The following is a 13,845-nucleotide window of genomic DNA, read 5'->3' on the forward strand; positions in this document are numbered from 1 at the left end:
CCGTAGCCGTAGCCGTGACCCATCTCTGCCGGAGACACCGCTCCCGGCCAGCCATAGCCAGGTCCCATCTCTGCCGGGGACACCGCCGTTGGGCCGTAGCCGTAGCCGTGACCCATCTCTGCCGGAGACACCGCTCCCGGCCAGCCATAGCCAGGTCCCATCTCTGCCGGGGACACCGCCGTTGGGCCATAGCCATAGCCGTGACCCATCTCTGCCGGAGACACTGCTCCCGGCCAGCCATAGCCAGGTCCCATCTCTGCCGGGGACACCGCCGTTGGGCCGTAGCCGTAGCCAGGTCCCATCTCTGCCGGAGACACCGCCGTTGGGCCGTAGCCGTAGCCGTGACCCGTCTCTGCTGGGGATACCGCTCCCGGCCAGCCGTAACCTGGACCCATCTCTGCTGGGGATACCGCTGTTGGGCCGTAGCCGTAACCATGCTCTGGGCCGGCATTTGCCGGAGATACAAAGCCGTAGCCTTGTGTTGGGCTAACCGCTTCAGGACTTACATTCATTGGAGCAACATTGTTGCCAAGCGCAGAAGGGGCAGCATTATTTCCAAACGCTGCAGGGCTTACATTTTCCGCGCCAAGTACCGGAGAAGCATTTTCGGATCCAAATACAGCCGGCGATACGTTACCCATGCCGTAACCGTAGCCTGGGCCAGCCGCGATCGGCATCATTCCTGGAGGGCACCATGGGCCTTCGCTTGCAGGGCTCACATTGGATCCCGGCCAATCGCCATGACCGTAACCGTAGCCTGGGCCAACTTGCATAGGCGATACCATCGGCGCCATATTGCCGTAGCCATGATGGTGCTGCTGGGAAGCCGCCTCTACCGCAGGGATGCCGTATTGCTTGAATAAATCTGCGCTTGGCTGCAGGTTAGGCTCCGGATTGGATTGCATAATTGGCGATACGTTTGGCTTCATATTGGGTTGAACGTTGGCTTCCATAGCGGGCTTCATATTTGGCTTCATATTCGGCTTCACGTTTGCCGCTTCTTCCTCATGCTTCGCTTTTTTGCCCGGCGATTTTTGAATAGGCAGAGCTTTCTTTGCAGGCTGTTCTTTCGCTGCGGGAGCTACGGGAGTAACAATTGGCGCCGTTGGTGTTTTCTCGACCGGAGCTACCGGCGTAATTGGAGCTGTCGGCGTTTTTTGCACCGGAGCCTGAGCTGCCGGCATTTGGCCGGTTGGCTTCTTGCCCACCCAATTTTGTACGCCGTGCATCAGCGACATCGGATGAAGCGGATGGTGCGCGTTCCCCGTACCTTGCGCGGTAACGCCGCCGCCGTTACCCTGTACTTCTGTCGGAGTAGCTGTTTTTGGAATGTTGACAATCTCGCCCGTCAGGAGCACGTTCGGGTTTTTAAGCTGCGGATTCGCCTTAATCATGTCTGCCAGAGGCACTCCCCAAGCTTTCGACAGCTTCCAGAGCGTATCTCCTTGTTTCACCACATGCTGATGCATAATGTCCAGTCCTCCTGTTCCGCCGCCGACCTCGTTTGCCGATGGAACCTTCAGCTTCATTCCGACATCCAGCAGATCCGGATTCGTAATGGAAGGGTTCAGCTTTAAAATGTCCTCAATCGATACATTATGTTTCTGGGCAATGAAATACAATGTATCGCCTTTCTTTACAACATGGATTTTCACTAGCGAAAAACCTCCTGTCACGTTCTTTGTATAACGGCACGGCGAATGCCTGCTATCAATCATTACATCCTATGCAGAACGTAGGCAGGTGTCTCCACCTTCACGCAAAAAAAATAGCGCTGCCCCCAAAAGGGCAACGCTATGGCTCGTCATTTCATTACAAAAGCTGCTCGTAAGTAAAGCTTGGATAGCTGCCAAGAATCCGCACCTGACATCCAATCGCTTCAATTTCTTCCAGCGCCGAAGGCAACAGCACCGTATCCAGCGCCATGTCGATATCGATATAAAAATAATAATTACCCAGCTTTTTCTTCGTCGGGCGGGATTCGATCTTTGACAGGTTGATCTTCCGCCAGGCAAACGCGGCAAGCACCTGATGCAAGGCGCCCGGATAGTCTTCTGGCAGCGTAATCAGGATACTCGTCTTCCGCCTTTCGGATTGACGAGCCGTAAACGGCTCGCTCCCCACCAGCAGGAAACGTGTAAAGTTATTGTCGTGATCCGTGATGCCCTGACTCAGCACATCCAGCCCGTTATTGCCGGCAGCGGTCATCGTGCCTATCGCCGCCCAGCCCTCGCCGGGGTTTTCCTTCACGATCTTGACGCCCTCCGACGTGCTGCCAGCCGTCTCAATCTCCGCATGCGGGAGCTCGCTCCGCAGGAATTGGAGACATTGCGCAATCGCAACCGGATGGCTGATTACTTTCTTGATCCGGCTGAAATCAATCGTACCGTCTTCTCTTTCAGCCTCGGAGCCGCGCCCGATCAAATTTTGAACCGAAGGGTATACCCATTCCGCCTGTATGGGCAGATCCACCTCATGAACCAGCCAGTCCACATGCAGATTAACGGAGCCCTCGATCGTATTCTCGATGGGAACAACGCTATAATCGCTTACGCCGTTTACGGTCGACATGAACACGTCCGCAATCAGGCGGTGATGCTTCCAATTCATTTCTTCACCGGCAAACAACCGCTTCACCGCTTCATCGGATACGGAGCCGGCCGGAAGTACCGCAATTGTCTTCATCGGACAACTTCTCCTTTGATCCGTTCCATTAGACCCGGAGCCGGAGCTGCCGCATCCTCGACCGTAATTGCCGGACCTTCTCCGTCCGGCTTCAGCCACAACGTTTCCGCTTCGATGCCTTCCTGCTTCAAGGTCGCGAGCAGGAATTGCTCCAGCTCGGATTTGCTCTTGCTGCCGGCATCAACGAACGCGATGAGAGTAGGACCCGCTCCGCTAAGCGCAGCGCCAAGCGCGCCGTATTCGACGGCCTGCTCCAGTATCGCCGACATGCCGGGAATAAGGGGCGCCCGGTATGGCTGGTGAAGCCGGTCGCGCATCGCATGACGGATCAAGCCAAGCTCTCCGCTTGCCAGCGCCGCGACAAGAAGCGAGCTGCGCCCGACGTTAAAGACCGCGTCGGCCATGCTGATCTGCGAAGGCAGGGCATGACGGGCTTTTTCCGTTGCCAGCTGGAATGCCGGGATCGCAACTAGCGTCTCCAGCTTTGCATGCGGCTCCAGTCTCACGTAATCCGCACGCTCGCCGTCCCAGGCGGATACAACGATGCCGCCAAACAAGGATGCCCCCACATTGTCCGGATGTCCCTCGAGCTTCGTCGCAAGCTGGAACAGCGTATGGTCGGACAGCGGACTGCCGATCAGCGCATTTGCCGCAACTAACGCACCAACAATAGCCGAAGCGCTGCTCCCAAGTCCTCTGGCGAGCGGAATATCGCTGTACATCGCAATATCCAGCTCAGGAACGCTAACTCCAGCTTCTTCGAATACAAGCTGAGCCACTTTATACAACAGATTCGATTTATCGGTTGGTATCCCTTGCATTTGATCGCCATACAGCCTGAAAGTCGTAGACTCCGCTGCTGACATCTCGATCCACGCATAGAGCGAAAGCGCCATGCCCAGCGTATCGAAGCCGGGACCCAGATTTGCCGTACTGGCCGGCACTTTCACAATTACTCGACGATTATTCATGACGGATAAAGCTCCTTTATTTGCTTTTGCAATCATTCCTGCTGAAGTACGACGCGGCTGTTTAGCCTTCTACGCGGTATACGCTCTTCACCTTGCGAATAACGTCCAGCGACTCAAACTTCTGCAGCACTTTTTGGATTGCAGCTTTATTCGCATCATGCGTAATGACGATAATTTCAGCGTCCGGGTTAGTCGGATTAGGCTGCTGCAGCACCGATTCCAAGCTTACTTCATACTCGGCGAAGATCTGCGTGATCTGCGCCAGCACGCCTGCGCGGTCGTCTACATGCAGCAGCAGAAAATATTTCGATGATATCTGCTCATCGGTTTTGAGCTTCTTCTCTTTGTAGGTCAATACGCTTTGCTTGCCGTTAACGCCAAGTTTCAAGTTCTTTACAACCGCCACAAGGTCGGATACGATCGAAGTTGCCGTTGGCAGCTCGCCTGCGCCCGGGCCGTAGAACATCGTCTCGCCTACTGCTTCGCCGTACACGTAGACCGCGTTGTATACACCGTTAACCGAAGCGATCGGATGCGATTTCTTCACCATCGTTGGCTGAACGCTGATGCTGAACTGGTCATCCTGGCGCTCTGCAATGCCAAGCAGCTTCACTTCGTAGCCAAGACGCTTCGCATACAGGATGTCTTCTTTCGAAACCTTCGACATGCCTTGCACGGAGACGTCTTCAAGAGCTACCTTTGCACGGAAGCCAAGCGTGGAGAGAATCGTCATTTTCCGGGCGGCATCAAGGCCCTCAACGTCGGAGGTCGGGTCCGCTTCGGCGTAGCCAAGCTCTTGCGCTTCCTTCAATACATCACCGTAAGACGCGCCTTCAAGGCTCATCTTGGACAGGATATAATTAGTCGTGCCGTTCACGATACCCATAATCTTCGTAATGCGGTCGGATGAGAATCCTTCCACCAGTGTACGAATAATCGGAATACCGCCTGCAACGCTTGCTTCGTAATACACATCGCAGCCGTTCTCTTGCGCTTTGGCCAGAATCTCCGGACCGTGCAGCGCCATCAAATCCTTGTTCGCCGTGACGACATGCTTTCCGCGGGAGAGTGCTTCCATAATGTATTCTTTGGTAGAACCAATGCCGCCCATTACTTCAACGATGACATCGATATCCGGATTGCCGATAATTTCCCAAGGATCTTCCGTCAGCTTGTTCGAATCGATCGAAATGCTGCGGGATTTGCTTTTATTCTGCACGAGAATTTTCTCGATCACGATCGGCGATCCAACCTGGCTTTGCAAATCCTCCTGATGTCCTTCCACAATACGCACTACGCCAGTCCCGACTGTTCCGAGACCAAGCAAACCTACCTTAACTGGCTTCATACAATTCCCTCCATCTATTCAACCTTGTCCGATTACGGCAGCTTTCCGCACGCCTTCCTGGCTGCGAATCACTTCAATCAGCGTTGTCAGTTCTTCATTCAGCTGTGAAATATCTACGGATATAACGACGTTGGCAAGACCCTGCAGCGGAATGCTCTGGTTCATCGTCAGCACATTTCCTTCAAGGCCAGCCACAAGAGCCAATACCTTAGATAATACACCGGATCGATGCTCCAAATCCATCGCTATCGTCACGATCCGTTCTCTTTCCAGCTCCTGAAGCGCATAGACGCCGTCTTTATACTTATAAAAGGCGCTTCGGCTAAGTCCGACCTTCTCGACCGCCTCATGCACCGTGGACGCCTCGCCCCGGTTAAGCATCTCTTTCACCTGGATCGTCTTCGCGATCGCCTCCGGGAGCATATCCTCACGAACGACATAATAACGGTGCGTCACTATTTCGTCCTCCCTACAAAGACAGTTGTTCTTCTATAATGGACATTATATCGGAATATAAGAGATGCGGCAATAGGTAACTGCGATGCTTTTCAACAAAAAAAGACGGCCATTGGCCGTCCTTCCGCATTTTTGCTATATTTCATTAACCATTATAATCGCTGCCCTCGAAGAATTCGAACGTAAAGTCGGCGATCTGAACCGTATCTCCGTCTCTTGCGCCCTCGCGGCGAAGCGCTGCGTCTACGCCCATTTTGCGCATCATTTGCGCGAAACGCATAATCGCGTCGTACGAGTTCATGTTCATGCGCTTCAGATAATTCTCGATTCTTGCGCCCTGCACCACAAAAATTTCGTCTTCGCGGTGAATCGTAAAGCTGTCGTCCTCGCGCTTCTCGTACGTGAATACTTTGCGTTCCGCGACATCCTTCACTTCTTCAACCGATACCTCTTCCGGAACCGAATCCAGCGTATCGGCCGCTTTGTACAGAAGCTCCTGCACGCCTTGCTTGGTCAGCGAGGAGATCGGCACGATCAGGTATTCCCGGTCGCCGCGAACCTCGTCCAGCTGCTGCTTGAACAGCTCCAGGTTGTCGGCCGCCTCCGGCATATCCATCTTGTTGGCCGCAATGATCTGCGGACGCTCCGAAAGCTTCTCGTTGTACTTTACGAGCTCTTCGTTAATTTTGACCCAATCCTCGAACGGATCGCGGCCTTCCGTGCCCGCCATGTCCACGACATGGACAATAACTCTTGTGCGTTCGACATGCCGCAGGAATTCATGGCCAAGCCCTACGCCTTCATGAGCCCCTTCGATCAAGCCCGGCAGATCGGCCATAACAAAGCTGCGTCCGTCGCCTACGTCCACGACGCCCAGGTTAGGCGTGATCGTTGTGAAATGGTACGCGCCAATCTTGGGCTTGGCACCGGACACAACGGAGAGAAGCGTCGATTTGCCTACGCTCGGGAAGCCGACAAGGCCCACATCCGCCATGACTTTAAGCTCCAGCGTGACCCAGCGCTCTTGCCCTTCTTCCCCGTTCTCGCAAATATCCGGAGCAGGATTGTTAATCGTCGCGAACCGGATATTGCCACGGCCGCCGCGGCCGCCGCGCGCAACGACAACTTCTTGACCGTGGCGCGTCATGTCGGCGATAATTTCCTGCGTGTCGTCATCCACGATAATCGTTCCCGGAGGAATGCGTACGATCATGTCCTCCGCGCTCGCGCCGTGCATCGATTTTACTTTGCCGCGCTCGCCTGCCGGGCCTTTGAAGTGCTTCTGGTAACGGAAATCCATCAGCGTTCTCAGGCCCTCGTCCACACGGAAAATAACGTCGCCGCCATTACCGCCGTCGCCGCCTGCGGGTCCGCCTTCAGGTACGTATTTCTCGCGGCGGTAGGATACGATCCCGTTGCCCCCGTTGCCGCCTTTTACAAAAATCTTCGCTTTATCGACAAACATGTTTTGCCCCCGTTCAAGCGCGCCATTCTGCTTGCAATACCAATTTCCGCTGCGGATGCTCCACATCGATGGGCAATAAAGACGCGCCTTCCAACTGCTGTTTTATTTTATCCGCAAGCTGCTGCTCGCTGGTTAAATCGCCCTCGTAATAAAAAGCTGCAATCAGCATCTCCTCTTCGCGGGAGAGCTTCAAGGTAAGCACTGCCGGTTCCCCGTATCCTGTCTTCACCGAAAATCTGTAGGCGTTGATCAGGCTCATCAAGGTTTCCGCTATTGGCTTGCCTTCATCTTTCATCTCGTTTAAGTAAATGCCTTCCTCCAGCTTCACCTGAAGTTGCATGGCATTGGTGAGGGTTCGGAAAGATTGTATATAGCTGACTAGCGATGGAACGCCAAGCTTTGCGATTTGGCTCTCATCCGTCATTCTAGCCCTTATTTTCTCCACGTATTCCACGGTTTTATCCAGCTTGTTCATCCGTATGTAACCAAACAATACCTGGAGATCATTCATCCAATCATGCCGGTGGTGATTTAGCGTCTTTACGCTGGCCGTCTGCAGCATATGCACGGTCCGTGCCAGCCTTTGTTCCTGTTCCTTGCGTTCCGTCCTAATCCAAAATACCGCAGCTGCTATTGTCCATAAGAGAAAAAGTGCAACCAGCCATACCGAAGAAGGCCAAATGAGTACAGCCGCGCCTGGCAGCACAACGGAAGCCGCTGCCGACTGTCTCGCCATTCTAATGCGATCCATCCTGATCGTTCCCACTTTCTGCTTGTTTCCTAGCTAAACCAGTATAGCATGCGAATTCGGTAGCCGAAAGATCTACGATAAACAAAAACCCCGGCCTGTTCATCAGGCCGGGGCACTTGGTGCTATTTAAGCTTCTACTGCTGCGGCTACCGGAGCCAGATCAACAGGGTACACGCTCACTTTTTTGCGATCGCGTCCCAGACGTTCGAACTTCACTACGCCTTCTACCAAAGCGAAGAGCGTATCGTCTTTACCGATGCCCACGTTAGTACCCGGATGAATCTTAGTTCCGCGTTGGCGGAACAAGATGCTGCCAGCGGATACGACTTGACCGTCAGCGCGTTTAGCGCCGAGACGTTTCGAATGGCTGTCGCGACCGTTCTTAGTAGAACCTACACCTTTTTTCGATGCGAAAAGCTGAAGATCTAATTTCAACATGGTGTTTCCCTCCTTCGTTAAAGAAGTTGTTCATGAATTACGACGTATTTGCCGTAAGTTTTTGCGATTGTGCCGAGCATAACGACCATCGATTCGAGCAACAGCTGCACCTTGTCGTCAACTTCCTTATCCGGCTGCTCCGGAATGTCCGACGATAGCCAGCCATTCTTCATCGCAGCAGGCAATTTCACTGTCGCCAAAGCCTCGATAGCATTGACGGTTCCGACCGAAACGGCCGACACCCCGGCACAGATGATATCCTTGCCGCGGTCTGCATATTTAGCGTGTCCGGAGATCGCAAAAGATACAATCCGTCTGTCAGCGGCTCTACGTTCGACTGTAACAGAAATCATTAGAAAGTCCTCTTACGCTTGGATTTTCTCGATTGTTACTTTCGTGAACGGTTGACGATGACCTTGCTTGCGGCGGTAGTTCTTTTTGGCTTTGTATTTGTAAACGATGATCTTTTGGCCTTTACCTTGTTTCTCGACTTTGCCGGAAACTGTAGCGCCGGAAACAACTGGAGTTCCAGTTACGAGACCTTCGCCGTTAGATACTGCCAATACGCGATCAAACGTTACGCTTTCGCCTTCCGTTACGTTCAGTTTTTCGATGTAGATTACATCGCCCTCTTGAACTTTGTATTGCTTGCCGCCAGTTTCGATAATTGCGAACATGTGTTGCACCTCCTTATTGTCGAAGACTCGCCTAATCCAGGTGGCTGCAGCGCAAAGCTGCTGCGCTTAAACCCGATTGGAGCGGTTCATGCATGTCCACACAGTTATAGGATGAGACATACTAGAACATTCTATCACACTATGCGTAACCAATCAACTATTACCTAAGAATGAAATGAAGATTTCTTCCCCGTGCCGCCGCATGACGGGCATCGTTCGGTTAACTGCCGCGCGGCGTTGTCCCGGGCTTTCCGCCTTGTCAATTCCAGTAGTCCAAGTCTTGTCCAGCCAAACACCGTGCATTTGGTCCGGTCCTTCTTCGCCCATTCCGACAGTCTGGCCATTACCTTCTCCCGGTTGGACTCGTTTTCCATATCGATAAAATCAATGACGATAATGCCGCCGATATCGCGAATCCGAAGCAGTCTGGCAATCTCGTCCGCCGCTTCCATGTTGGTCTTGAAAACCGTATCTTCAAGTCCGGTTGCGCCAATGTATTTCGCCGTATTGACGTCGATTACGGTTAAAGCCTCCGTCTCATCCCAGACGAGGGAGCCGCCGCTCTCCAGTCGGATGCGGGGCGAAAAGGCCGCCTCAATCTGATCGGTTACCCCGAATCGGTCGAATAAAGAAGCCTTTTCCTTCCGCGTTTCGAACAGCTTCAACCGTCCGGCAAGATGCGGAGTCATTTCCTTGAGCAGGGAAACCGCTTCGCTGTAACGGGAAGGGTCGTCCAGCCATACCTCGTCCATATCGTCCGTCAGCGTGTCCCTTACCGCACGCCGCAGTAGTCCCGCCTCGCGGTGCAGCTCCGCAGGCGCCTTGGCCTGATCCGCACGCTCCAGCACGCTTGTCCACAGCTGACGCAGATGTTCAACGTCGGCGCCAAGCGATTCCTCGCATTCGCCTTCCGCCGCGGTGCGCATAATGATGCCTTCTTCGCCTTGCCTCAGCCGCTCGCCGATCATCCGGATCCGCGACCGTTCGCTTTCGGCCATAATTTTCTTCGATACTCCGACATAACCGGCGATTGGCATATAGACCAGCCAACGGCCAGGCAGCGTAAAATGCGTCGTCACGCGGGCGCCCTTGCTGCCCATCGGTTCTTTCATGACTTGTACAACAAGCTCTTGTCCCGGCTTTACCAGCTCCGTAATGGAGGGCTTGTGCTCCGGCTGTTTCTCCAAATGCGGATGCAGCAGATCATCTATGTATAGAAACGCGTTTTTTCCCAGACCAATATCTACGAAAGCGGCCTGCATGCCTGGCAGAACATTGACTACTCGTCCCTTGTACACATTACCGACTAATCCGCTGCTTTCCGACTTTTCCATGAAAAAATCAATAAGCCGACCGTCCATCAGCACGGCGGTCTGCAGCAGCTCGCCGTGTCCGTGCATTAACATCCGCTTCATTCCCGAATATCAACCGCCTTACTTTTTGTCATCTACTCTATTCTACACCAAGGCTCCTAAGCGAAAAAGTGGTCTATTTTACCTCTATCGAAAAAGCTCGATAACAGCGCGGTTCGGATCGGGCTCGGTCAGATAGCGGTCAATGATATCTTTCTCGGGAACAACCTTGACGACTCGGCCTTCCAGTTCCATCAAATAAAAGAGATGGTACTGTTCACGCCATAATAGACGGACGACGGCAATAATTGGTTGCTTTAAATTTACAATTATTGGGCGGGCCAGCGAGCCGCGGGAGATCGCACGGACGGCGACCCGGTCGCGGTGCATCAGAAAGCGGACAAACAGATACGGCATGTTGCGGTAATACGTCCAATTCGTCATGAGCAGGAACAGGCCGACGATAAGCAAATTAAGCTGGATGCCGGCATCCTCCCGGAATGCGGTAGACAACGCGTAGCCAATCATCAGCGTACTAAGGCCAATGCTGATCCAGGACGTCCATTTCATCATGGAATAGTAATTAAAGCCATAACTGAAGGCAGCCTGCATCAGCTTGCCTCCGTCTAGTGGATAGATAGGCAACAGATTAAATAAGCCGATCATGAAATTTGCCTGCCACACGTAAGCAGCCCACTCCGGATCCCACCAGCCCAATTGGCCGCAGCCCCAGGCGGCAAGTCCCATCCATACGTTTTGAAGAGGACCTGCGATGGCGACCAACGCGTCCTGCCTGGCCGGAATGCTGCCTGCATCCTCAAGCTCCGCAACGCCGCCAAAGGGAAGCAGCTTGACTTCCCTCACCGTCAAATCAAAGCTTCGCGCAACCACGACATGCCCAATCTCATGGACTAGCACGATCAGAAATAAAGTGAAAAGCTCGGCGAAATAGCCAGTCACAACAGAGCCAATCATGACAAGCACAAACAGCGGATGAACGGACCAGCGGATGCCTTTCCATTTAATCAATCGGAATCACGCTCACGGGATCGACGTATTGGTTATTTTGCCGAACCGCGAAATAAAGAAGACTTGGCTCCTCGCTTGTCGTTTCTTTCAGCGTCCCGATTCCGTCGCCCGCTTCGACCCAATCATTTTGCTTGACGGTTGCAGCCCCGAGCTTGCCGTACACCGAATCGCGGCCGTTCGCATGCTCGATCACAACCGTAACTCCGCTCCCGTTCTCCGCCTCCGAAACAAGCAGGACTCTGCCCGTCTCGATAGCCGATACCTCTTCCTTGGACGTGCCGGCCAGCTCGACCCCGTTCAAGAGCTCGGCGAAGGTGCGTACGATCGCGCCGTCCGGAAGGGGAGACACAACAGGCAATTCGACTGAGCCGTTAGCGGATTCCGCCTCTTTCGCATTATGGTTGAATATTGGAATAAACGATGGCGCGCCGGAAAAGGTTTCCTTGTACCAATTCGCGACAGCCGTAAAGTCCATTTCATCCGTCAACGCATTTTTGACAATGGTTTGTCCCTTTTGCGCAAGCGGCGATTCATTGTGGAAAATGCCCCAAATCCCGGCAAACAGAAAGGCCGCAATAATGACCTTCCATTTCAGATCGCTGCGGAAAAAGGGCCCGCGACCCCCGCCCTCGTTATTCGATTCGTATATCGAAGCGAAGTCGCCTCCAAGGCGGCCGCCTTTTCCGTCTCCGGTTTCCCAGCCCATCCATGGATGCGGATTGGTTTTCCACAGCATCTCCGGGTCCAGCTCGTCACCGCCGCCCGTATCCATGTGATACGGCATAGGCAAAAAGGAATCTTCTTCGTACCTAGTATTCTGCTTCTCCCTTTCCGGCCTTTTTTTTGCAGGCATCACCTGATGCTTCTGCTCCTGCATACGCTCTTGCTGCTGCCACAGCTTGGCCTGCTTTTCCTGCTGCTCCAGCAGCTGTCTGATTTTCTCCTGACGCCGCTCTCTAATCCCGTCTTTTTTACTCATCGAATAGCCTCCCTCTCGCAAGACAAGCCGGCTGGCATTGGCGCAGCCCACATTTCCTTTCTACATGAATATGTGGCCAAGCTGACAAGTATGCTGCGCCAGAAACTGCGCAGTTGAATGTTCTTCGATCGCTGTTGTTCCCGGATTCCTTGAATTTACTGGTCAATGGTTGGAATCCGGTGAACAAAGGCGAGCGCTGCCGCTTCTTCAGAATCATTCAACTGCTCCGTTTTAGCTTGAGGGCCGAAAAAAGCCGAGCAGGTTTATGTCTGCTCGGACATGGCGGTTTCTTTACGAGCTGGGCTAAAGGCTTCAGCTCTTTTTGAGATGCGGGTTAATGGCAAGGGCGGAGCATCAAATGATTCTGTAGAAAGATTATGCTTACGAAGCAGCTTTCTTTCAGAAAACTTTTAAGCGGTCGCTTTTGCTCGGGGATTCCAATTCGATTGGAATAGTTCAAGGAATCCCCGAGCAATGGCGATCGGAAGAACATTTGATGCGCAGCGCGGCCTATTTACCTGTAAAACAAAAAAGCTGGCCTACTCGGCCAGCTCGTACTTCTCTTGGTGGGCGTTAATGCTAAACAAAATACCGATACACAGCATGTTAAGCAGCAGCGACGTACCGCCGTAGCTGATGAACGGCAGCGTAATGCCGGTGATTGGCATAAGCCCGATCATCATGCCGATATTTTGGAATATTTGAAAGACGTACATGGATGCGATCCCGATTACGATAAACGCCGCCCGGTTATCATAACATCGGAAGGCGATTAAGATCATCCTGTATATCAATAGGAAGTACAATAGCAGCAGGATCGCCGAGCCCTGGAAGCCAAACTCCTCCCCGATTACGACAAATATCGAATCGGAATACGGGTACGGAATAAACTTCCCGTTAATCATGTCGCCTTTCAAATAGCCATCGCCGCTAAGTCCGCCGGAACCGATCGCTATCTTGGCATTTTCCGACTGATGCTTGTCATCGGATGACGCCTGGCTTGGGTCCAGGAACGTATTGATCCGTTTGTACCAGTGCTCCTTGTGATGGTCCTTCAAATAAGTCTCTATCTCGGAGTTAAACATCGTAAACAAGGAAATAGACAATACGACCGCGGCAACAACCGCTGTCAAGCCTATCAGCACATGGGTATACTTGACGTTGCCGATCCAGAGCATCCCAAGGACGATAACGATGTAAATAATCGCGTTGCCAAGGTCAGGCTGTATCATGACGAGCAGAAACGGCAGAAACGCAAAGGCCGCAATCGGGAGCAAGTCCTCGATAAAGGTTAAGCGATCTCCCTGCCTCCGGCCCATAATGTATGCAATACCGATAATAATAATAATCTTCATAATCTCAGCGGGCTGAAACAAGAAGCCGCCCGGAAGTTTGAACCAACCGGACGCGCCGTTAATGTTTGCCCCAAAGAAGAAGACCGCTATAAGCAGCGCCACTCCGATACCGTATAAAACGTACCAGCTTTTCAGCAAAATGCGATAATCGAATACGGTAGCCATTATAGCTACAAAAAAACCGGCTATATAAAAAGCGACTGTTTTCACATCATAGTTGTGATAAAGCGGGTTGTTATGCGTAGCGCTTCTAACCAAAACGGTACTAATGCCCATCAGGCAGACCAGAATGGCTACGATGCCCCAGTCTATCTTTTTCAGCTTGTTTAGCACAAGGCA

At 52.8% G+C, this 13,845-nt stretch carries 14 protein-coding genes and 1 other annotated feature; all 14 genes read right to left on the bottom strand.

All coding sequences use genetic code 11. The features are described from left to right. A partial coding sequence (locus FHT67_RS30035; protein ID WP_243711654.1) for a LysM peptidoglycan-binding domain-containing protein occupies window positions 1-1,655 on the bottom strand: 1,655 nt, incomplete at its 3' end. A gap of 157 nt (window positions 1,656-1,812) precedes the next feature. Next, complete coding sequence (pheA, locus tag FHT67_RS16075; protein ID WP_132307277.1) at window positions 1,813-2,685, bottom strand: prephenate dehydratase; 873 nt, start codon at window positions 2,683-2,685, stop codon at window positions 1,813-1,815. Next, the gene (gene thrB, locus FHT67_RS16080; protein ID WP_132307279.1) at window positions 2,682-3,656 is read right to left on the bottom strand and encodes a homoserine kinase; all 975 of its coding nucleotides are present in this window, start codon (window positions 3,654-3,656) and stop codon (window positions 2,682-2,684) included. Before thrB ends, pheA begins: the two co-directional genes overlap by 4 nt. Window positions 3,657-3,717: 61 nt before the next feature. Beyond that, window positions 3,718-5,004, bottom strand: a complete 1,287-nt coding sequence (locus tag FHT67_RS16085) for a homoserine dehydrogenase (protein ID WP_132307281.1) — start codon at window positions 5,002-5,004, stop codon at window positions 3,718-3,720. A gap of 18 nt (window positions 5,005-5,022) precedes the next feature. Next, on the bottom strand, window positions 5,023-5,460 hold the full coding sequence (locus tag FHT67_RS16090) for an ACT domain-containing protein (protein ID WP_132307283.1): 438 nt from the start codon (window positions 5,458-5,460) through the stop codon (window positions 5,023-5,025). Window positions 5,461-5,605: 145 nt separating this feature from the next. Next, window positions 5,606-6,925, bottom strand: coding sequence for a GTPase ObgE (obgE, locus tag FHT67_RS16095; RefSeq protein ID WP_132307285.1), 1,320 nt, complete (start codon window positions 6,923-6,925; stop codon window positions 5,606-5,608). A 13-nt stretch (window positions 6,926-6,938) separates the two neighbouring features. Next, window positions 6,939-7,676, bottom strand: coding sequence for a Spo0B domain-containing protein (locus tag FHT67_RS16100; protein ID WP_167199855.1), 738 nt, complete (start codon window positions 7,674-7,676; stop codon window positions 6,939-6,941). 126 nt (window positions 7,677-7,802) lie between these two features. Continuing rightward, window positions 7,803-8,114 carry a 50S ribosomal protein L27 gene (gene rpmA / locus FHT67_RS16105; protein ID WP_015845972.1) on the bottom strand — a complete coding sequence of 104 codons (312 nt, stop codon included), beginning with the start codon at window positions 8,112-8,114 and terminating at the stop codon, window positions 7,803-7,805. Between the two features lie 17 nt (window positions 8,115-8,131). Continuing rightward, entirely contained in the window at window positions 8,132-8,467 is a 336-nt protein-coding gene (locus tag FHT67_RS16110; RefSeq protein WP_132307289.1) for a ribosomal-processing cysteine protease Prp, read from the bottom strand. 12 nt (window positions 8,468-8,479) lie between these two features. Beyond that, complete coding sequence (rplU, locus tag FHT67_RS16115) at window positions 8,480-8,791, bottom strand: 50S ribosomal protein L21 (protein WP_015845974.1); 312 nt, start codon at window positions 8,789-8,791, stop codon at window positions 8,480-8,482. Between the two features lie 13 nt (window positions 8,792-8,804). Next, window positions 8,805-8,888, bottom strand: a sequence feature (ribosomal protein L21 leader region). Between the two features lie 67 nt (window positions 8,889-8,955). Continuing rightward, window positions 8,956-10,206, bottom strand: a complete 1,251-nt coding sequence (locus FHT67_RS16120; RefSeq protein WP_243867259.1) for an Rne/Rng family ribonuclease — start codon at window positions 10,204-10,206, stop codon at window positions 8,956-8,958. An 84-nt stretch (window positions 10,207-10,290) separates the two neighbouring features. Next, a complete protein-coding gene (locus FHT67_RS16125) occupies window positions 10,291-11,172 on the bottom strand; it encodes a M50 family metallopeptidase (protein WP_132307291.1) in 882 nt (293 codons plus the stop codon). Continuing rightward, window positions 11,165-12,151 (bottom strand): M23 family metallopeptidase, encoded by a 987-nt coding sequence (locus FHT67_RS16130; protein WP_167199858.1) that lies wholly within the window; start codon window positions 12,149-12,151, stop codon window positions 11,165-11,167. The genes FHT67_RS16125 and FHT67_RS16130 overlap by 8 nt, the downstream gene beginning before the upstream one ends. A 539-nt stretch (window positions 12,152-12,690) precedes the next feature. Then, a complete protein-coding gene (locus tag FHT67_RS16135; protein WP_132307297.1) occupies window positions 12,691-13,839 on the bottom strand; it encodes an FtsW/RodA/SpoVE family cell cycle protein in 1,149 nt (382 codons plus the stop codon). Window positions 13,840-13,845 lie beyond the last annotated feature (6 nt).

The sequence above is a fragment of the Paenibacillus sp. BK720 genome, from assembly GCF_011761545.1.
In the GTDB taxonomy this organism is placed as follows: domain Bacteria; phylum Bacillota; class Bacilli; order Paenibacillales; family Paenibacillaceae; genus Pristimantibacillus.